At 40.0% G+C, this 20,270-nt stretch carries 18 protein-coding genes; 10 read left to right on the forward strand and 8 right to left on the reverse strand.

All coding sequences use genetic code 11. The features are described from left to right. Positions 1-116: 116 nt before the first annotated feature. A complete protein-coding gene (locus CZ809_RS18025; RefSeq protein ID WP_080158928.1) occupies positions 117-1,019 on the reverse strand; it encodes a hydrogen peroxide-inducible genes activator in 903 nt (300 codons plus the stop codon). Positions 1,020-1,150: 131 nt separating this feature from the next. Between CZ809_RS18025 and CZ809_RS18030 the strand changes: the two genes are divergently transcribed. Next, complete coding sequence (locus CZ809_RS18030; RefSeq protein ID WP_080158929.1) at positions 1,151-1,759, forward strand: peroxiredoxin C; 609 nt, start codon at positions 1,151-1,153, stop codon at positions 1,757-1,759. 237 nt (positions 1,760-1,996) lie between these two features. Continuing rightward, on the forward strand, positions 1,997-2,737 hold the full coding sequence (locus tag CZ809_RS18035; protein WP_080158930.1) for a copper homeostasis protein CutC: 741 nt from the start codon (positions 1,997-1,999) through the stop codon (positions 2,735-2,737). Positions 2,738-2,858: 121 nt separating this feature from the next. Here CZ809_RS18035 and phoU read toward each other — a convergent pair whose 3' ends face one another. From phoU to CZ809_RS18055, 4 genes are read right to left on the reverse strand one after another with little or no spacing between them, the layout of a single operon-like run. Beyond that, complete coding sequence (gene phoU / locus CZ809_RS18040) at positions 2,859-3,566, reverse strand: phosphate signaling complex protein PhoU (RefSeq protein ID WP_045037146.1); 708 nt, start codon at positions 3,564-3,566, stop codon at positions 2,859-2,861. Between the two features lie 11 nt (positions 3,567-3,577). Further along, positions 3,578-4,414 carry a phosphate ABC transporter ATP-binding protein PstB gene (gene pstB / locus CZ809_RS18045; RefSeq protein ID WP_080158931.1) on the reverse strand — a complete coding sequence of 279 codons (837 nt, stop codon included), beginning with the start codon at positions 4,412-4,414 and terminating at the stop codon, positions 3,578-3,580. Between the two features lie 29 nt (positions 4,415-4,443). Next, positions 4,444-6,081 carry a phosphate ABC transporter permease PstA gene (pstA, locus tag CZ809_RS18050; protein ID WP_080158932.1) on the reverse strand — a complete coding sequence of 546 codons (1,638 nt, stop codon included), beginning with the start codon at positions 6,079-6,081 and terminating at the stop codon, positions 4,444-4,446. 14 nt (positions 6,082-6,095) lie between these two features. Beyond that, positions 6,096-8,324 (reverse strand): ABC transporter permease subunit, encoded by a 2,229-nt coding sequence (locus tag CZ809_RS18055; RefSeq protein ID WP_080158933.1) that lies wholly within the window; start codon positions 8,322-8,324, stop codon positions 6,096-6,098. 175 nt (positions 8,325-8,499) lie between these two features. Here CZ809_RS18055 and CZ809_RS18060 point away from each other — a divergent pair, with 175 nt between their 5' ends. The 7 genes from CZ809_RS18060 to CZ809_RS21190 all read left to right on the forward strand — a co-directional run bounded on the left by CZ809_RS18060 (position 8,500) and on the right by CZ809_RS21190 (position 15,419). Beyond that, positions 8,500-9,006 (forward strand): glycine cleavage system transcriptional repressor, encoded by a 507-nt coding sequence (locus CZ809_RS18060; protein ID WP_080158934.1) that lies wholly within the window; start codon positions 8,500-8,502, stop codon positions 9,004-9,006. A gap of 103 nt (positions 9,007-9,109) precedes the next feature. Beyond that, positions 9,110-11,200, forward strand: a complete 2,091-nt coding sequence (gene ppk1 / locus CZ809_RS18065; protein WP_080158935.1) for a polyphosphate kinase 1 — start codon at positions 9,110-9,112, stop codon at positions 11,198-11,200. Next, on the forward strand, positions 11,187-12,710 hold the full coding sequence (gene ppx, locus CZ809_RS18070) for an exopolyphosphatase (RefSeq protein ID WP_080158936.1): 1,524 nt from the start codon (positions 11,187-11,189) through the stop codon (positions 12,708-12,710). The genes ppk1 and ppx overlap by 14 nt, the downstream gene beginning before the upstream one ends. Positions 12,711-13,066: 356 nt before the next feature. After that, positions 13,067-13,378: a hypothetical protein gene (locus tag CZ809_RS18075; RefSeq protein WP_080158937.1), complete on the forward strand. Its 312-nt coding sequence runs from the start codon at positions 13,067-13,069 to the stop codon at positions 13,376-13,378. Between the two features lie 276 nt (positions 13,379-13,654). Beyond that, on the forward strand, positions 13,655-14,413 hold the full coding sequence (locus tag CZ809_RS18080; protein WP_080158938.1) for a BRO-N domain-containing protein: 759 nt from the start codon (positions 13,655-13,657) through the stop codon (positions 14,411-14,413). Positions 14,414-14,640: 227 nt separating this feature from the next. Next, positions 14,641-15,072 carry a hypothetical protein gene (locus CZ809_RS18085; protein WP_080158939.1) on the forward strand — a complete coding sequence of 144 codons (432 nt, stop codon included), beginning with the start codon at positions 14,641-14,643 and terminating at the stop codon, positions 15,070-15,072. 188 nt (positions 15,073-15,260) lie between these two features. Further along, positions 15,261-15,419, forward strand: coding sequence for a hypothetical protein (locus CZ809_RS21190; RefSeq protein ID WP_158258934.1), 159 nt, complete (start codon positions 15,261-15,263; stop codon positions 15,417-15,419). Between the two features lie 360 nt (positions 15,420-15,779). On the opposite strand, the gene CZ809_RS18090 is transcribed toward CZ809_RS21190, so the two are convergent. Then, positions 15,780-16,724 carry a LysR family transcriptional regulator gene (locus tag CZ809_RS18090; protein ID WP_080158940.1) on the reverse strand — a complete coding sequence of 315 codons (945 nt, stop codon included), beginning with the start codon at positions 16,722-16,724 and terminating at the stop codon, positions 15,780-15,782. A gap of 177 nt (positions 16,725-16,901) precedes the next feature. On the opposite strand from CZ809_RS18090, the gene CZ809_RS18095 reads away from it, so the two are divergent. Beyond that, positions 16,902-17,714 (forward strand): enoyl-CoA hydratase/isomerase family protein, encoded by an 813-nt coding sequence (locus CZ809_RS18095; RefSeq protein WP_080158941.1) that lies wholly within the window; start codon positions 16,902-16,904, stop codon positions 17,712-17,714. Between the two features lie 149 nt (positions 17,715-17,863). On the opposite strand, the gene CZ809_RS18100 is transcribed toward CZ809_RS18095, so the two are convergent. Both CZ809_RS18100 and phoR read right to left on the reverse strand, forming a co-directional pair. Further along, positions 17,864-18,850, reverse strand: a complete 987-nt coding sequence (locus CZ809_RS18100; RefSeq protein ID WP_107276243.1) for a PstS family phosphate ABC transporter substrate-binding protein — start codon at positions 18,848-18,850, stop codon at positions 17,864-17,866. A 40-nt stretch (positions 18,851-18,890) separates the two neighbouring features. Next, entirely contained in the window at positions 18,891-20,222 is a 1,332-nt protein-coding gene (gene phoR / locus CZ809_RS18105) for a phosphate regulon sensor histidine kinase PhoR (protein ID WP_080158943.1), read from the reverse strand. Between the last annotated feature and the right edge of the window lie 48 nt (positions 20,223-20,270).

Consider the following 20,270-nt stretch of genomic DNA (forward strand, 5'->3'; position numbering starts at 1 on the left):
AGTAGAATGCAACCTCAATAAAAAAGCCTGAACAACGATAATAACGCCAAAAATAATAGTGCGCGTTATTCATCATTACTTCAGGCATTTTATGTCGTTATCATAATAAAGAAGGCTTACAATAAACTTTTAACAATATCGCCTAACTTATCAAACGTTGCTATACGGCTTGATGTTGGTCGCCATACTAAGCCAATTTCACGGTAAGCATCTTGACCGGGCGGTTCAATAACCACTAAATTTTGATTTTCTAAAATTCCATGATTTATTGCCATTTGTGGAATAAACGTCGTTCCCAAGCCATTGGCAACCATTTGTACCACAGTATGTAAACTCGTTGCCGTAAAGGGATTAATTTTCTCTTTCGCCGTCAATTGGCATGCAGATACAGCATGTTCAGTTAAGCAATGTTCTTTTTCTAATAAGAACACGGATTTATCGGGTAAATCAGCATAATGCAATGGCATCGTCACAGAATCTGCTTGGTGCTTACTGATCACCATCTTAAACGCATCCCGCCCAACCACTTTACTTGCCATTCCATTAATATCGACGGGTAACGCTAAAATTAACACATCCATTTCGCCATGTTGCAGCGCGGCTAATAAATTGGTAGTGGTATCTTCCCGCAATAATAAATTCAATTTAGGGTATAACGCATTCACCTGTTGCACTAAACCACACAGCAAAAATGGGGCAATAGTAGGAATACAGCCAACCCGTAATGGGCCTTCCATACCATCACCACAACAACGAGAAAGCTCTACCAAGTCGCGACTGCACGCCAATAATTCACGTGCTCTATCAACTACCTGCTCACCCATAGACGTAAAAACCAAGGTTTTCGCTTTGGTATCACGCTCAACAAGATGACAATCGAGTAAGTCTTCAAGATTTTGAATACCAGAACTTAATGTCGACTGGCTCACAAAACACCGTTTAGCTGCTTCGCCAAAATGATATGTTTCCGATAGAGTAACTAAATAATGTAGCTGTTTAAGTGATGGAAATTTATTCATCGTATTTTTCGATTACTTTAATCTGTTTATTCCGCTTTTTTCAATTTAACAGTTTAGCTATAGTTTGTCTCGTCCAAGTATGGAGCCCGCCTAAAAAGGTTGGCAACCCCCAATATTTAAGGAGCACCAAAATGGTACTAGTAGGTCGTCAAGCACCAGATTTTACTGCTGCAGCGGTTCTAGGTAACGGCGAAATCGTTGATACTTTCAACTTTGCAGAATTTACTAAAGGTAAAAAAGCAGTAGTTTTCTTTTACCCACTAGACTTTACTTTCGTATGCCCATCAGAGCTTATTGCTTTTGATAAACGCTTTGAAGATTTCCAAGCGAAAGGCGTAGAAATTATTGGTGTTTCAATTGATTCACAGTTCTCACACAACGCATGGCGTAACACTGCTATTGAAGATGGCGGTATCGGTCAAGTTAAATACCCGCTAGTTGCTGATATTAAGCACGAAATCTGTAAAGCTTACGATGTTGAGCATCCAGAAGCTGGTGTTGCTTTCCGTGGTTCTTTCCTTATCGATGAAGACGGCATGGTTCGTCACCAAGTAATTAACGATCTACCACTAGGTCGTAATATCGATGAAATGCTACGTATGGTTGATGCGTTGAACTTCCACCAGAAGCATGGCGAAGTATGTCCAGCTCAGTGGGAAGAAGGTAAAGCAGGTATGGACGCATCACCAAAAGGTGTAGCGGACTACCTATCTGAGCACACTGCAGATCTAGGTAAGTAATTACCTGCTAACACCACGCTCACGGTGTTATAAATCGCATTAGTGCTACATAGAGCCAAAGTCAGCTCAAATAAAAATAGAATGAGGCCCGGAATATACCGGGCCCTTTTTTTATCTCGTGTTTACCACGTTATTTCATTTTCAACCAACCGCACATAATCAATCACCGCTATTCGCCCCCTCTGCAATAATCTTCTACACTGAATACCCTCTTAAATACCATACTGTTAATAATCAATGACTATTCAACTTGAAGTTTGTATCGATAATCTTGAATCGCTTCATAATGCGCAACAAGCAGGCGCAACCCGTATCGAACTGTGCTCATCGTTAGCATTGGGTGGACTCACACCTAGCGCTGGGTTTATGTCTGCCGCAGCTAAATATGCCACCATTCCTGTTTATGCGATGATTCGCCCGCGCCAAGGTGATTTTTTATTCAGCAGTGAAGATGTTGAAGTCATGCTGGCAGATATTTTTGCGGCTAAACAAGCAGGATTACAAGGTGTGGTTGTCGGTGTATTAACCGCACAGGGCTTAGTGGATAACACTATTCTTACGAGTCTCGTTAAACAAGCTCAGGGAATGGGGATCACCTTTCATCGCGCCATCGATCAATGTGTTGAGCCTATGGCAGCACTTGATACGATTATGGCGGCTGGCTGTGAACGCATTCTCACTTCAGGTTTACAAGCCAATGCTTATGACGGTATTGGTATGATTAACCAAATGCATCAATACTGCGGTAATCGCTTAAAAATTATGGCAGGTGCGGGCGTCAATAGTCATAACGTCCGTGACATTATTGCTCGAACAGGCATCAACGAGATCCACCTTTCGGGTAAAACCACCCGCCCAAGTCATATGATTACAGTAGCGAAACAAGCACATATGGGTAGCGCAGACATTGACGATTTCGCGATTCCAATCACAGGTGTCGAAAATATAGCGGCAGTGGTGGCTCAACTTAAGCTGTGATAATCATTACCACCACCAACAAAAACGGGACGTATCATCTTAATTTAAGATCATCACGTCCCTTTTATTTTTACGATATCGCTTAATTTTAGTGTCGCTACAACATAAGCAATGTTCGTTGCTAAAGCATATTTTTAATATCTTCAGGATTTGTGTGGCGAATATCTTTACCTTGTACAAAATAGATAATATATTCACAAATATTTTGACAGCGATCCCCTACCCGCTCAATCGAACGCGCAGCCCACATTACCTTCATCACATTTGGTATTGAATTAGGATCTTCCATCATATAAGTCATTAATTGCCGTATGATCGCTTCATATTCACGATCAATACGATCATCTTCTTGATACACTTCAATCGCCGCTTTTACATCCATTCGTGCAAATGCATCTAAGGTTTCATGCAACATTCGCACCGCGTGCTGACCTAACGATTCCAGTGAAACTAATAAGTTATATTGCTTATTGGTGAAATTTTCTGACGCCACTTTAGCAATACTTTCAGCAACATCACCAATCCGCTCTAAATCAGTAATGGTTTTAATAATCGCAATCACTAACCGTAAATCACTGGCTGTCGGCTGACGTTTAGCAATGATACGCGTGCAAGCTTCATCAATAGCCACTTCCATCGCATTGACTTTATGGTCGTCTCTAATCACCCGTTTGGCTAATTCTTCATTTTGTTTATGTAATGCTTTTAAGCTATCTGCTAACTGCTGTTCAACCAAGCCGCCCATGGCTAACACATGGGTGCGAATGCTTTCTAATTCATGGTTAAACTGACCAGAAATATGACGGCCAAGGCTAATTGTATTTAACATGCTGTCGGTCCTTAACCATAACGCCCGGTAATGTAATCCTCAGTGCGTTTTTCTTTGGGAGTGGTAAATATATCATTGGTACTGGTATATTCCACTAGCTCACCCATATGCATAAAAGCAGTTTGATCGGAAACTCGCGCCGCTTGCTGCATATTATGAGTGACGATGATAACGGTATATTTGGCTTTAAGCTCATTAATCAACTCTTCAATGGTCAAGGTTGATATCGGATCCAAGGCTGATGTCGGCTCATCTAATAATAAAATTTCAGGTTCGATGGCTATTGCTCTAGCAATAACTAATCGTTGTTGCTGACCGCCTGACAAACCAAATGCATTCTCATGCAACCGCCCTTTTACTTCATCCCACAATGCCGCTGAGCGCAATGAGCTTTCAACCGCATCATCAAGCACGCGGCGATCGTTGATCCCTTGCAATCGCAGTCCGTAAACAACATTTTCATAAATAGATTTAGGAAAAGGATTAGGCCGTTGAAATACCATTCCGACTTGACGCCGCAGCGCTGCAACATCAACATTTTTATCGTACACATTCTGACCATGAAGCATGACTTTACCATCAATATGACAGCCATCAATCAGATCATTCATTCGATTAATACAGCTTAACAAAGTTGATTTACCACAACCTGAAGGTCCGATAAATGCTGTCACCTGACCTTTAGCAATTCGCATATTGATATCAAACAATGCTTGCGTTTGACCATAGTGCAAATTCAAACCTTCAATGGATAAGGCCGTTTTATCTTCGGCTAATAGCGATAAATCTAATGGCTCAAATAACCCCAGTGGCGGGTGGTCAGTAAAGAGCGAACGATCGTTATACATAGTTGTTCTCATCTTATTGATACTTAGGGCTATTGCTCTAAAGCGCGGAATTTTTCCCGAAGGTGATTACGAATCGCAATAGCCGTTAAGTTTAAACTGATAATAACGGTGACTAATAGAAACGAGGTTGCGTACACTAATGGGCGCGCAGCTTCAACATTAGGGCTTTGAAAAGCAACATCATACACATGATAACCTAAGTGCATGAATTTTCTATCTAAGTGAACATATGGGAAATGCATATCTAGCGGCAATGTCGGTGCCATTTTCACCACCCCCACCAGCATTAATGGTGCAACTTCTCCTGCCGCTCGAGCAACAGCAAGAATCAATCCAGTCATGATTGCAGGGCTCGCCATTGGCAATACAATGCGCCATAAGGTTTCAGCCTGTGTTGCCCCTAGCGCCAATGAGCCATTACGTACCGAGCTAGGAATACGGGCTAACCCTTCTTCAGTTGACACAATCACTACTGGTAAGGTCATGATAGCAAGTGTTAATGCTGACCATAAAATACCCGGCGTGCCAAAAGTCGGAGTCGGCAATTGCGCAGAGAAGAACACATCATCAATAGTGCCGCCAACCATATACACAAAGAAGCCTAATCCAAACACACCATACACAATTGAAGGTACGCCCGCGAGATTGATCACTGCAATGCGAATTAAATTAGTAAACCGATTATTACTGGCATATTCATGTAAATATACCGCCGCAAGCACGCCTAGTGGTGTCACCATGATACTCATTAATAGCACCATAAACACCGTACCAAAAATAGCAGGGAAAACGCCACCTTCAGTATTGGCCTCTCGTGGTGCTTCGGCTAAAAACTTATAAACTTGATGGCCCCAATGCTGTACTTTTTCAAGCCATGACAAATTATTGGGTTGCCACATATCCAGCACTTGCATCATCGGAATAGTGACATTAGCGCCACTTTGATCACGTAACACTAACGCGTCGTGATCTAATTGCCCCTGTAATGCAAATAATCGATTCTCAATATTTTTGTAAATCGTATTGTAATTCGCTTGCTCACGATCAATTCGCTGCCCATCCGCCACCGTGAGTTTACCGCGTAATTCTAAACGGCGTTTTTCAATACGTAACCGTTCTAAATTCCAGTTAATATTGGCAATTTCATTGTTTTGTAATGAGCGTAATTCCGAACGGACTTTATTGGCTTGTGCTAACGCTACCGAAAGTTGAGATAACGGTTGAGGTTCACCGCCTTCAATCACACTGACGGGATAACCATAAAACTTACCATTACTTTCACGATCAACCACCGCAATATTATTGGCGATTTGTTGATGAATGATTTGAGTACTTAATACAGTTAAGAAATCAAGTGCACCCTGACCGCGATTCCCGGTTTTAATTAAATACCGTGGCACACTGTCTTCAGTAAATTGACTAACGTCGACCCCAGCATCGGCAAGTTGATCTACCGGCACCATAGTACGTTGATAAAGTTCACCAATAACGACTTGCGGTTTGCCATTGAGGTTAACATCAAACTGATACACAGGGGCCGGCCAAAAATAGCTCAAGCCTTTATAGCCAATCAATAACAATAAACCAAGTACAGCAACCAAGCTCAAGCTGACGGCACCCGCGGTTAACCAAATCCATGGTGAACCAGATTTAAACCATTTAATCATTGCTGTATCACTTATTATAACGAACTGTATTTTGCACGTAGTCGTTGACGAACAACTTCAGCAATCGTATTAAAGACAAAGGTAAATACAAACAGCACAAAGGCGGCAAGGAATAACACTCGATAATGCGAGCTACCCACTTCTGATTCGGGCATTTCAATAGCGATGGTTGCAGCTAAAGTACGTAACCCTTGCAGTAAGTTCCAATCCATAACAGGGGTGTTGCCCGTCGCCATTAATACAATCATGGTTTCACCAACTGCGCGTCCAAGTCCCATCATGATCGCAGAAAAAATACCGGGGCTGGCAGTGAGTAACACCACTTTGGTTAAGGTCTGCCATTGGGTTGCCCCTAAAGCTAGAGAGCCTTTAGTTAAATGCGCTGGCACCGAGAAAATAGCATCTTCAGCAATAGTAAAAATCGTCGGAATGACGGCAAATCCCATTGCAATGCCGACAATAAGCGCATTACGCTGATCATAACCAATCCCTAAATGGTTGTTTAAATAGCCTTGTAAATCACCATTAAAAAACTGCGTTTCAATCCACGGACTTAAACCAAAACAACCATAAGTTACCGCCACAATAACCGGAATTAACAAAGCGATATGGAAACCATTAGGAATACGTGAGCGCCATTGCCCAGGCAGCATTGACCAACTCCACCCAACCACAATAATGGCTAACGGTAAAAATACGATTCCTAGTGCTATTCCCGCCAGATATTGTTCAACAATAGGCGCTAACCATACCCCTGCTAAAAATCCCAAAATAACAGTAGGTAATGCTTCCATCAATTCAACTGTCGGTTTGATCACTCTTCTGACTTTATTTGACATAAAGTAAGCGGTATAAATCGCGCCAGCTAATGCTAATGGAATCGCAAAAAACATCGAATAAACCGCCGCTTTTAGCGTACCAAACACTATAGGCACTAAGCTTAATTTCGGTTCAAATTCATCACTAGCAGAAGTGGATTGCCATACATAATCAGGCTCAGCATAGCCCTCATACCATACTTTTTGTAATAACGATGATAACCCAATATCAGGATGCGCATTTTTAACTTGGTAGCTCTGCCATTGCCCATTATCGAGTGTTACTAATAAATTCGCTTTGGGAGAAATGGCAATATCTGTTGGAACCTTCGTGAAGACTTTATCTTTGTATATGACTTTGCGTTCAGCAGTGTAATAAGCCGATGTCGTGCCATCTTTCTGAATCGCAAAAAAGCCTTTACGGTAATATTCCGGCACTATTTTAACTAATGGACTGGCAGAGAAATGAAAAGTTCTAACACTGATTAACTGACGCTGCCCTTGCTTCACCACTTCAAACCATTGCGAAATCGTATTATCAGAATTGGTGATCAATAATGAATTTGCGCCAGACAACAGGGTAATCGATACTGGCTTACTGTTACCTGTAGCAATATTTTCAATTTTACGCAGAAAAGCCGTGTTAGCGGTTAACTTATATAAATATAAATTTGACCCACTCAGCACATACAATGTTTTACCATCTGGGGTTAATTGAAAATCATCAATTTTAGCGGGAGTATTAGTGATCTCAAACCGCTGCTGTTGCCATCCATTTGCCCGCTGCACCACATTTTCAGGCAACAATAAACTCAATCCATAAAGGTGGTTGGTCGCCGTTTTTCCGACTACGATAGTACGATCATCACGCCCAGAAATGGCTAATTGAGTAATGGCCTCTCCTGCGGGAGCTAGCGCTAATGGCGTTTGACCAAAAGGATATTCAATGCTGGGTTGTAAGTGCTTATTCGCCGCTGCAAACGTAAGCGAAAATTCAGGTTTAACAATCTTAACCTGCCCTTGTGCCGTACCATAAGCCACCATACCGTCACGAGGCAAACTTAGACCGTATGCAGTTGGATTATTGATAATAGTCTGCTGTTTTAGCACCTGCGCTTGTTGCGTTGATGACTGAAGATCAACAAAAATAACCTTGCCATCGCGACTAAAGCGATAAGCAATGTTATTACTATCATCCACCCCTAACAACGCTGTTTTGCTGGTTACTGGTAATGATAAGTGCTGTTTAGGATTAACAGCAACAGATGAGAAAATAGGCACAATCACATACAACAAATAAAAGAAAATCAGCATCAAGGTGATCAGCACAAAAATACCACCCGCTGTAACGCCAACGCGAGTTAATTTATCTTTACCTCGACGAAAACGATTTTCTTTCCTTAGTAATGTGCTGGCGTTTGCCATTATGACCTCTAACCTATTTATACGCTCAAAAGTGTATTGCTATTTAATGACAGATTTATGACAACGCCCCTGGTAACGATGATTTGAGTTGGCTAAACCTCGTTTTACAGCCATGCTTAAAAAACCACCATCAAATAATCACCACCATCATGTTATAACGACAAGGACTGACGTAATGAAACAACTGATTGTGACCATTATTGGTAAAGATAAGCCCGGACTTGTAGAACAACTCTCTGATACCATTTACTTCAACCATGCGAATTGGTTAAGTAGTTCACTTAGCCAACTTGGCGGGCAGTTTGCGGGAATAGTACAAATAGACGTTGCGGATGAACATCTGTTCTCACTCCGTCAAGCATTAGCCGACATTGAAGCATTACACATTCACATCGTAGAAGATCATACTCAAACCGTGACCACTTATGTTGCCCAGCAACTCACGGTAACGGGCAATGATCGTCGTGGTATCGTCAAACAAGTCACTCGCCATTTAACTCAACTTGGCGTTAATATTGCCAAATTAAAAACCGAGACTCAAAGCGCCCCTAATTGGGGGTATCCTATTTTTATTGCTGAATTTCAATTACAAACACCGCATGAAATTAGTGCGGCCATGATTCAACAGCAACTCGAACAACTCGCCGATGATTTAACTATCGATATTGAAACACTTAGCTAAATCAATCAGATGGCGTACATTAAAGCAATGTAACGCGAATCATGATGTTTTACCATGTCATTTGATATTGTTGGCGCTAAAGTAATAAGGATATTAACCTCAAATGGCCATCAATCAGATTTATCTTGAAAAAGAATGCAGTTGGCTCGCCTTTAATCAGCGAGTCCTTCAAGAAGCGGCGGATAAATCAGTGCCACTACTAGAACGGGTTCGCTTTCTTGGTATCTATACCAATAATCTTGATGAGTTTTACAAAGTCCGTGTAGCTAAAGTTAAACGTCAGTTATTACGTGGAAATAATCAAGATAACGCCGCACATTCATTGCTAAACCAAATCCAGCACCAGACACAACAAGCCCAACAAGCGTTTGAGAAAATCTATGCTGCATTGATTTGTGAGATGGCGCAGTGTGGTATTTATCTTAATAATGAACAGCAACTCACGCCTGAACATCAGCAATGGCTATTGGCTTATTTTCGTCAGCATATTTTGCCACATATCATAGTCACCCCCCTGACAGACACCTTTGAAATCGATCAATATATACACCCTCACGGCTCATACCTAGCGGTAATGGTAAAGCATCATCATGATATCAAATATGCGCTTATTGAAATGCCAACGGCTCAATTACCACACTTTGTACAACTACCATCGCATAATAGTACTCATCATCTTATGGTTATCGAAAATATCATTCGTCACCATATTCGAGACATTTTTAATGATCTTCCCTCAACGGTTCAATTGAGTGTTTATACGATAAAAATAACACGAGATGCTGACTATCAATTGCAGCAAAACAGTGGTGATAATTTATTACAACAACTAGCACAAGGGCTCACCCAACGTTTAACGGCACCCCCACTTCGGTTTACCTATCAACCGACAATGCCAGCAGCAATGCAGCACTTTTTTTATCGCAATCTTAATCTCTCCGACTACGATACAGTGATGGCCGCAGAGTGTTCTCAGCATTTTAACGATTTAAGTGCTTTTCCGATTATTGGTAATAAATACCTTAGCTATGCGCCATTACCCACCATCAATAGTTACCCGTTTCGTCATGCTAAAACTGTTTTCGATGCCATAAAACATCAAGATATTCTGTTGTATTACCCTTATCACAGCTTTGAGCATGTCACTGATTTTGTACAACAAGCCGCATTCGATCCTACCGTTAGCCATATTCGCATCAGTATTTATCGCGTAGCCAAACAATCTATTATTATCGATAGCCTCATTAATGCCGCGAACAATGGTAAACAAGTCACGGTAGTGGTTGAGCTACAAGCCCGTTTTGATGAACAAGCCAATATTCACTGGGCGCAACAGTTAACCGCCGCAGGGATCACGGTCTTATTTGGGGTTGCCGACGTCAAAATTCATTCAAAACTGTGTCTCATTACTCGGCAGGAACAACATCAATCCGTAGATTATGCTCATATTGGTACGGGTAACTTTAACGAAAAAACCGCCACGTGTTATACCGATTTTTCATTGTTTACCGTACATTTAAAAATTACCGCTGAAGTTCGGCAATTATTTGATTACATTGCAAATCCAACCAAGAAAATTCACTTTAATTACTTGCTCATATCACCAACCGATACACGCACACGGTTATACCAATTAATAACAAATGAGATTGATAACGCTCAACAACACCGTCCTGCTGGCATCACCCTTAAACTGAATAATTTAATCGATAAGGGGTTGGTCGATAAACTTTATTACGCCAGTCAACAAGGTGTGAAAATTCGATTAATTATTCGAGGCATGTGTCGCTTGATCGCTGGCATAAAAGGCATCAGTGACAATATTACCGTTATCAGTATTGTTGATCGTTTTCTCGAACATTCACGAGTGTATATCTTTACTAATAATGACGATCCTAAGGTGTTTATTTCTTCTGCTGATTGGATGTACCGTAATATTGATCGCCGCATTGAGGTCGGTTGTCCCGTTCTGGCGCCTGTACTTAAGCAACGTATTATTGATATCACTAATCTACAACTGGCTGATAATGTCAAAGCACGTATCCTTGATCAATCAATGAGCAACCGTTATGTCAGTCGTGGCAAGAAGCAAAAAATACGCGCTCAAACCGCTATTTATCACTATTTAAAACGCAGTGAAGATCAACATCAACAACGCGCACGTAAGGAGCAAAAATATCATGCTAAATTATAATCCACCACAACAACACCTTGCTCCTCCACGACACATTGCTGCACTTGATCTTGGCTCTAACAGTTTTCATCTTGTGATTGCGCGCGTTGTTGGTCACAGCTTACAAATTGTGAGTCGTTATAAACAGCGGGTACATTTAGCATCAGGGCTTGATAATCAATATAACCTCAGCCAAGCCGCCATTGAACGAGGTTTAGCCTGTTTAGCAATGTTTGCTGAACGACTACAAGGGTTTGCACCACAAAATGTTCGAGTTGCAGCGACGTATACGCTGCGCCAAGCACGTAACGCTGATATTTTCATTCGTCGAGCTGAAGCGATAATGCCGTTTCCAATTGAAATTATTGCAGGGGCAGAAGAAGCGCGGTTAATTTATTTAGGCGTGACCCATACTCAGCCCGATCATGGTAAAAAATTAGTGATTGATATTGGTGGCGGCAGCACTGAATTCATCATTGGATCAGGATTTGAAACCGATATTGTGCATAGTAAGCACATAGGTTGTGTAAGCTATAATCAAACCTTTTTTGCAAATGGTAAGCTCGATAGCGTTAATTTTGCCCAGGCACAATTAGCTGTTCACCAAAAATTAGAAACAATAATTAATCAATATCAACATATTGGCTGGCAAAAAGTCATCGGAGCATCCGGTACGATTAAAGCGATTCAAGAGGTATTGATAGCGCAAGGCCATCATGACGGAATAATAACCCAACCGCGCTTACACCAACTTATTACAACAATCATCGCCTGTAAGCACCAACACCAATTAGTATTAAGCGGCTTAAATGACGACCGAAAACCTGTTTTTGCTGCTGGCGTAGCGATTGTAAGTGCTATTTTTTCAGCCTTTAATATCGATAAAATGCACTTTTCCGCAGGGGCTTTACGCGAAGGCGTATTGTATGAAATGGAACAACGTTTCCGTCATAGTGACATACGCAGTCGAACCGCAACCGCAATGGCTGAACAATATAATATCGATAAACCTCAAGCTGAGCGCGTAAAAAATACCGCCCTTGCTCTTTATAACCAACTAACGTTACCACTGACAGATCAACAACCAACCTTAACCACGTTGTTAGCATGGGGGGCATTATTGCATGAAGTAGGTCTCAGTATTAGTTACCCCGGTTTTCATCGTCACTCCGCGTATTTATTACGTTTTAGCACCATGCCTGGATTTAATGTCGATCAACAAACTTTGCTCGCCACCTTAGCCCGCTGCCAACGAAAACGACTTAAACTTGATGAACTGCCACCATTAACAATCTATAAGCGTAAACAGCTATACCCGTTAATTCGTGCCTTACGATTAGCTGTCACCCTAAATGGTCAACGCAGTTCGGTTCCACTGCCACCAATAACCGTTACCGCCAATAACGAACATTGGCAATTAATGTTGCCAAAAGATTGGCTCGCAACCAATACTCTCCTCGCCGCCGATCTGGCAACCGAGCAACAATATTGGCATAAGGCAGGCTGGAAATTGAGTATTGAGGAAAATTAAGTGGCGAGTGGCGAGTGGCGAGTGGCGAGTGGCGAGTGGCGAGTGGCGACAAATTAAGGCCGGATGTGCTAGCTAAATAATAATTTTCGTGAGTTTGAAATAAAATATGAGTGACTGCTCTATTTTTAAATTTAATAACATAGTTAACAAAATAATCATGTTGTACTTTTACTTGTATTGACAGTTTCAACGTATTAAAACGAGGCTTATCGGCTCAGTTTAATACGAAGAGTAACCGCGTGGTGCGAATTAGATAGATACTGTTAAATAGGCTTGTTTTCGTAGAAAAGTCATACTTGGTGTTGAGCCTAATGGTATTTTAAGGTCACTCTAATAGTTATGGAGCAACAATTGGAATGAATAAGCGTGTATTTAATAAAGATAAAAACCAAGAAAATGAATCTAACTATTTAGACTGGATTAAGCAGCATAAGGATGGGTTTGTACTTAATACGATAAGTAATGACTCGCTCACTTATAATGTTATTCATAGAGCACAGTGTTTATGCATATCATCAAAAGCTAAAAATGTACCATTTGGTGGTTTTACCCAACGAAGCTATAAAAAAATTTGTTGTGATCAACTAGATTCATTAATCGACAACCTCAAGTTAGAAGGGAAAAAACATAAATTTTGTCAAAAATGCAATCCAGATAAAATTATTTAATTTTAGATATAACATTGTCTGAGTTTAAAAAGGTCGTCATTGACGGCCTTTGTTGTATCTGGACGTTACCGCGTATCGGATCACATAAGATGCATGCTGTTAAATAGAGTCGTTTTAGATAAAGAAACATATAACAATTTAGTTATTATAAGACCAAGTCTTTTTAACGTAACAGGATAATAGTTATTAACTTTAATAGCTTAATTTTGCATTTATTATATGTAAGTATCTGGTAGCATAGTGACAAATAGGATTTTAAAACTTCATGGGAAGATAATGAAAGAGAAGAAGCATCAATTGCTATATCCAAGCACAGGTGGAGAGGTTGAAATTCGGACAATTGATCGAAATGGGAAAGTTTTATTTTGTTTCCCCGATGTTGTACAAGTTTTAGCAAAAGATAATAATTACTTCACAAAAATCACAGGGAAGCGTGAAGGTTTCTCAGGTCTTTTAAGTAAATTGTCTTCAGTATTAAAAGACAAGCATAGAGTAATTGTCCCTCTATCGTCGGTGAATGAATTTGGTGCTGCCTTTGATTTTTATATTACAGAAGCAGGATTGTACAAGTTACTTACATTTGATGAGAGCGAAGCATCTGAAAGGTTTCAAGATTGGGTGTTTGAAGATGTTTTACCTTCAATTCGGAAGTATGGAATATATCCACCACCCAAAGAAGGTGCGTCAGAAATGAGCACAATGGTGGCTTTGTTAAAGCAAAATGTCATTCTTTTAGCTGACGAAATTGATAAACGAGAGTTGTTAGAACAAAGAGTAATAACAATTGATGATAGAGTCTCTGCAATTGAAAATAATATTAAAGATGATGACCTAGTTTCAATTTCAAATTTTATAGAAAATAAACAAGCCATCGTTAGTGAGCCTAAGTTATTATGGGCTTGGTGCCAAAAAATCAAACTACTATCAGGTGCTGATAGCCAAAAACCATCAGATGATGATATTTTCAAATATAAATATCCGTTATTTGTAATTGAACAAGCGTATGAGGAAGTAAAAAGGTATAGCGATCAATAATCAATCGAAAGTCTACATTAGATTTATCATAACACTCGTTACATGAATTTCTTCCTCAGAAGGTCACTTAGGTGGCCTTTGTTGTATCTGGACGTTACCGCGAATCGGATCGCTTTAGATGCCATATGTTAAAATATCGGGTTTTAAGTTATCCGTTTTATGTCATTAACTTTCTCTTCGGAACAATAAATGCATAATCAGCTTTAATATTTTAATGGAGAGTTTAAATGCTTAATTATCTAAGTTTCAGGTATGAATTGTATAAATTAGATAAAATTTCTAAAGCTATGAATTTGGAATATAAATCCGTTGAAAAAACAATAACTAAACAAGAGGATATGGCTGAGCTTACATTTCTTGGTTATGATATTTACAGTTTTGACATGGGAGTTAAAAAGATAACATCTGATTATTACAAACATGAAGCAAATAAGTATTTAATACCACTCCCAAGTGTATCTAGTGCTGGGATGTATACTACTTTTGATTTTGATGATCTTGGTTCTGTAACCTTTTTAACATCTAAAGGTGTTTATCCATTGCGTAAGTCGATTCGGGAAGAAAAAAAGTTAAAACGCGAAACTATTGGATTCTATATAACATCAATTACAGGTTTAATAGGAGCCATTATTGGTTTGATTTCATTTTTACCTAAATGAACGTTACGCGGACTCTCTCGGTACGCATAAATAGATTAAATGTTAAATATCGCCCAAATTGAGGCGGTATTTTTGATGATTAAGAATAGACAAAATGGTGACATTTAGCTCCATGTCACCATTATAATTTTCCATGATGACATTTAAAAATGAATGAAAGGTACTATTTAGTTAATGAGGGTTTTATATTGAAACGTCAATTTGTTAGTTTTGAACAGTATAAAAAAAAAGCATTACAAGACCCAGAAATCAAAAAAAATTATGACGATCTAGCTGAAGAATTTAAATTGATTAGTGATCAAATAGCATTACAAAAACAAAGCCATAACAACACAGCAAAGAAATAGTTGAAGTAGTGATTTGTGAATTAGGTAACATCACAACGTGGGTTTATCTCTGTTTTCACTTAGAAAAAAACATTAAAACACCAGCTATTCTGTTCGTTCTAAATGAATAGCGATCATGTTGAGTACACATAAATAGATTTGATGTTAAGGCTACCTCAGTAGCCTTAACACCAACCTCAATCTTTCAGCTCCAACTTAACCAGATTTTCATTCACAATCGGACAGGTAATCGAATTTGGACAATATTCTGCCTATCACTGAATAAAATAAACCGTGAAAATTCTGGCTCCATCGGTACTAAGGCTTTTTTGTTGGGGCCTATTTATGTATAGATACAACCCGCGCGAATAAACATAAGCTCTAATGGCCATACAAGACATCAAAATCAGGAATATTCTGCTCCCAAATAGGCACATCTTCGCCAACAACTGACTTTAGAATCTCGATAAAGAGCTTCGTTTTAATAGGCGCATCTCGATGAGGGTACACCGCATAAACTGTTCCATAATCATCAATATTTAAATGAGTCATGATAGGAACTAGTTTGCCTTCAATGATCTCATCATTAAGCATTTGCGCAGAAACAACCGCCAATGTATTTCCTGCTAATACACTTTTGACCATCATTTCTACATCATTAACTTTATAAATAGCATTAAGCTTAAATTGATGTTCGTTTTTATTTTCATCAAGATAGCTAAATTTATCAATTAATAATCCCGGTGCCGAATAAATGGTTGCGGGTAACGTTTCTAATCTTTTAATTGTCTCTATTTTTCCATGTTGTTTAATAAAATCAGCAGAAGCGACAATTAATAAACGACTTCGAGCAATCTTTCTTGATATCAAGCTGGAGTTTTTAGCCTTACCAATTCGAAACCCAATATCAAAACCTTCTTGCACTATATCAACCATTCTATCTTCTAATCTAAGTTCACACTTCACATCAGGATATTGATGCTGAAAAATAGAAATCGCATCTTGTACATATTGACGACCAAACATCATAGAACTGGTGATCTTCAATGTTCCTTTGGGTTCTGAACGATAATTTTGAGTTAAGCGATGAGTATTTTCTAATAGTTCTCGCAATTGCCGCGCTTGATTTACCATTTCACTACCAGCGGCGGTTAACGATAACGAACGCGTAGTACGATTAAGTAATCGAACTCCCAGCTCCTTTTCTAAACGGCTTATCTGTTTTGATATTACAGAGCGATCTATATTTTTCTGCTCTGCCACATTAGTAAAAGAGCCCTGTTCTGTCACTTCAAGCAATAATAATAAACGTTCAGAAAAATCCATATAAGCCTTATGAGAATAAAGAAACAAGCCATTGGTGCAATATTAGCATCAATCTTGTGCTCATAACGGTGTTTTTCTCATCTAATGGATTGCTTATAGTTAACTCAATGACGAAAAGGAAGTCATTTAACGTTACCGTATTTAGCGAGCCTAGTAGGCTATTTAGAGGAAATTATTATGAAAACACTATCAATTACTAGCCAAGGTGGTATCGCAACAGTAACCATCAACAATCCACCAGTGAATGTATTAACTATTGATCTAATTAACGAAATTAATGCGTTTGTACTTTCCTTAAAAGACGACCGAGATACAAAAGTGGTTGTATTTAAATCACTGCACGAAACGTTCTTTTTAGCACACCTTGATCTTAATGTGATTAACGGTACTCAAGGTGGACAAGCAGCTTCTATTGAGTTCAATCACATGATAATGAACATCAAAGCGATGAAACAAGTCTCTGTTGCCGTGGTTGATGGCGTAGCTCGTGGCGGCGGTGACGAATTTGTAATGGCATGTGATCTTGCTTATGCCACTGAAAATGCAGCATTTGCTCAACCAGAAATTCACGTCAATATTCCAACTGGCGGCCAAGGTGCGGTTCAATACGCAAGAAGAATGGGCAAAAACAAAGCATTACAAGCGCTATTATTAGGTAACGACTTCACTGCACAACAAGCTGAGAAACTAAACATCATCACTCAGTTTGTACCTAAAGCAGAAATGGATACCTTTTTAGAAATGACATTGGGCGTAATCAGCGGTTTAGACGTTCGTGATATCGTGATGTACAAAGAAATCATCGCAGCCTCAATTACAGACGAAACCGCTGGCGCAGAGCTAGAGTTACGCTACTTTTTAGAACGTGCAAAAGAAGAAAAAACGGCGACGATTATATCTACATTTCTAAAACATGGCGGACAAACTGAGCGTGAAGCAAAAGATATGCAAGGTATCTTTGTTGATACCGCAGCAGAGCTATCAAAATAGTAGAAAAGAAAAACACCCTGAGTAAATTTCTTTATTCAGGGTGTTTTACGTTACTGCATAAATAGCAACCACAGAGCTTTAGAGCATTTATTGGCGGTCTACACACGTTAATGTAATATTAACGCGCCGCAACAATCTTAACGCTAGCTTCAATCTTTTAGCCCCAACTTCACCATATTTTCATTCACAATCGCAACAGGTAATGGAATATAACCGTCTTTTTGCACTATATTCTGACCATCACTGGATAAAATAAACCGTAAGAATTCTTGCTCCATCGGTGCTAGAGCTTTGTTGGGATGTTTATTGATATATAAATATAAATAACGTGATAACGGGTAATTACCGTTAATTGAGTTCTCTACTGTTGCCTCAACATAATCAGAGCCTTCACGAGCAACTGGAATAGCGCGAATGCCCGTAGTTTTATAGCCAATGCCTGAATAGCCGATGGCATTAAGCGAGGTTGAAACAGCCTGCACTACCGAAGCTGAGCCCGGTTGTTCATTAACGTTATTACGAAAATCGCCACGACATAAAGCACGCTTTTTAAAGTCACCATAGGTGCCAGATACAGAATTACGACCAAATAATTGAATATCCCGTTGTTGCCAACTATTAGGTAAGCCTAGTTGTCCCCATTGAGTAATAGGTACTAATGCGCCACAACGTAAAGTTCGTGAGTATATTGCATCTAACTGCTCGAAATTAATGCCTTTAAGCGGGTTATCTTCATGCACAAATACTGCTAATGCATCTACTGCTACTTTAATTGCTGTTGGTTTATAACCATATTCTTTTTCAAACGCTTCAATTTCTTTGGTCTTCATTTCACGGCTCATTGGCCCTAACTGTGCCGTTGCTTCCACCAGCGCAGTCGGGGCTGTTGATGAACCTGATGTTTGAATTTGAATATTAACGTTCGGATATTGACGCTTAAAAGCCTCGGTCCAATAGGTCATTAAATTGGCTAACGTATCTGATCCTACCGAAGATAAATTACCCGAAATGCCACTGACTTTATGATAAGGCTGTAACTGAGTATCAACCTCAACGGTAGAGGTCGTTGCAGCCATAACGGGGGCTAATGCTACTACGCTCCACAATGTAACGGCGCTGAGTGTGGTCGTAACCATTTTAGTGAGTGGCGACAATAACATTAGGTATCCTTACCCTTTAAGAATGATCATTGGTGATGGCATGTGGCAATCTGGTGTCAGCCACTAATCGACTTGGCAGCGTAAATGAGAAGGTACTGCCCTTATCAACTTCACTTTCAATTTCTAGATGTGCATCATGATGGCTTAATGCGTGCTTAACAATAGCGAGCCCTAAACCACTGCCGCCAGTTTCACGTGAGCGGGCTTTATCAACTCGATAAAAACGTTCAGTTAATCGATGAATATGTTGTGCAGCAATACCCTCACCACTGTCCGTTACTTCTAATCGAGGTCCTGTTGGTGAGCGATACCAACGCACATGAATAGCAGCATCATTCGGAGTATGTTTAACCGCGTTATAAACTAAGTTTGAAATAGCACTGCGGAGTTGATCATTATCGCCAAAGACTTTTAAGCTGTTATCAACCTCAAAGGTAAATGACTGATCTTTATTACTACTGAGTGACATGGCTTCTTTTTCTAAAATATCAAGCATTGCAGGCACATCGACCATTTCTTCTAGTTCAATCGTCGGTGCCGCTTCAATTTTAGATAACGTTAATAATTGCTCAACTAACGCATTCATACGCGCTAATTGTTCGGTCATCACGCCATGAGCACGATCCCACATTGGTCCCATTAGCATTTCAGGATCTTGTGCCATTTCAAGATACCCTTGCAAGACAGTCATTGGGGTGCGTAGTTCATGGGACACATTGGCAAAGAAATTACGGCGCATGCCTTCCAGTTGTTTTAACTGTGACACATCACGTACCGCCATCAGATATTCGCCCTCAGTGTAGCGCATGATCCGTAATTCTAGAGTACGGTCATAATTCATCGGTGAGGTTATTTCTAATGGGGTATCAAAAGCTTGACGAGAAAGATAGCGTACAAAATCAGGGCTGCGTAACAAATTACTGATAGGTTGACCGCTATCATCAGGCCAGCGCAAACCTAATAATTGTTGGGCTAATTTGTTGCACCAGACAATATTACCTTCGCTACGAAACACCACCACTGCATCGGGCAATGATTCGGCACCATTACGGAAACGACGAATTAAGGTAGTGAGTTCTTTGCGACGGCGACGGTTACGCTGTTGTAAGCGGTAAATACCGTTAAACAGCGGTTCCCAACTGCCAGAGCCTGAAGGCGGCGTTAAGCTACGATCTTTCCATAACCAATTCGACATTTTAAGTTGGTTATGAAAATGCCATCCAAGTTGGATCCAACTCGCGATCAATAAAAACCACGGTAGATAGCCAAAAATAACACCAAGTATAAGCCAAGGAAGATAAAATAATATCAGCTCCCCAACCAACTTTTTCCATGTCAATCTTTCCACATGTTTACTCCTAGCTGTAACGGAGTAGCACAGTGGTTCCGTTACGCT

Source organism: Photobacterium piscicola (genome assembly GCF_900166965.1).
Lineage (GTDB): Bacteria > Pseudomonadota > Gammaproteobacteria > Enterobacterales > Vibrionaceae > Photobacterium > Photobacterium piscicola.

Coding starts and splice junctions, on each gene's coding strand:
- pstB (WP_080158931.1), bottom strand. CDS start 4,414: ATGTATAACGATCGTTCGCTCTTTACTGACCACCCGCCACTGGGGTTA.
- CZ809_RS18085 (WP_080158939.1), top strand. CDS start 14,641: ATGCTTAATTATCTAAGTTTCAGGTATGAATTGTATAAATTAGATAAA.
- CZ809_RS18060 (WP_080158934.1), top strand. CDS start 8,500: ATGAAACAACTGATTGTGACCATTATTGGTAAAGATAAGCCCGGACTT.
- CZ809_RS18100 (WP_107276243.1), bottom strand. CDS start 18,850: ATGGTTACGACCACACTCAGCGCCGTTACATTGTGGAGCGTAGTAGCA.
- ppx (WP_080158936.1), top strand. CDS start 11,187: ATGCTAAATTATAATCCACCACAACAACACCTTGCTCCTCCACGACAC.
- CZ809_RS18030 (WP_080158929.1), top strand. CDS start 1,151: ATGGTACTAGTAGGTCGTCAAGCACCAGATTTTACTGCTGCAGCGGTT.
- CZ809_RS18090 (WP_080158940.1), bottom strand. CDS start 16,724: ATGGATTTTTCTGAACGTTTATTATTATTGCTTGAAGTGACAGAACAG.
- CZ809_RS18055 (WP_080158933.1), bottom strand. CDS start 8,324: ATGGCAAACGCCAGCACATTACTAAGGAAAGAAAATCGTTTTCGTCGA.
- pstA (WP_080158932.1), bottom strand. CDS start 6,081: ATGATTAAATGGTTTAAATCTGGTTCACCATGGATTTGGTTAACCGCG.
- CZ809_RS18080 (WP_080158938.1), top strand. CDS start 13,655: ATGAAAGAGAAGAAGCATCAATTGCTATATCCAAGCACAGGTGGAGAG.
- phoU (WP_045037146.1), bottom strand. CDS start 3,566: ATGTTAAATACAATTAGCCTTGGCCGTCATATTTCTGGTCAGTTTAAC.
- CZ809_RS18095 (WP_080158941.1), top strand. CDS start 16,902: ATGAAAACACTATCAATTACTAGCCAAGGTGGTATCGCAACAGTAACC.
- CZ809_RS18025 (WP_080158928.1), bottom strand. CDS start 1,019: ATGAATAAATTTCCATCACTTAAACAGCTACATTATTTAGTTACTCTA.
- ppk1 (WP_080158935.1), top strand. CDS start 9,110: ATGGCCATCAATCAGATTTATCTTGAAAAAGAATGCAGTTGGCTCGCC.
- CZ809_RS18075 (WP_080158937.1), top strand. CDS start 13,067: ATGAATAAGCGTGTATTTAATAAAGATAAAAACCAAGAAAATGAATCT.
- CZ809_RS18035 (WP_080158930.1), top strand. CDS start 1,997: ATGACTATTCAACTTGAAGTTTGTATCGATAATCTTGAATCGCTTCAT.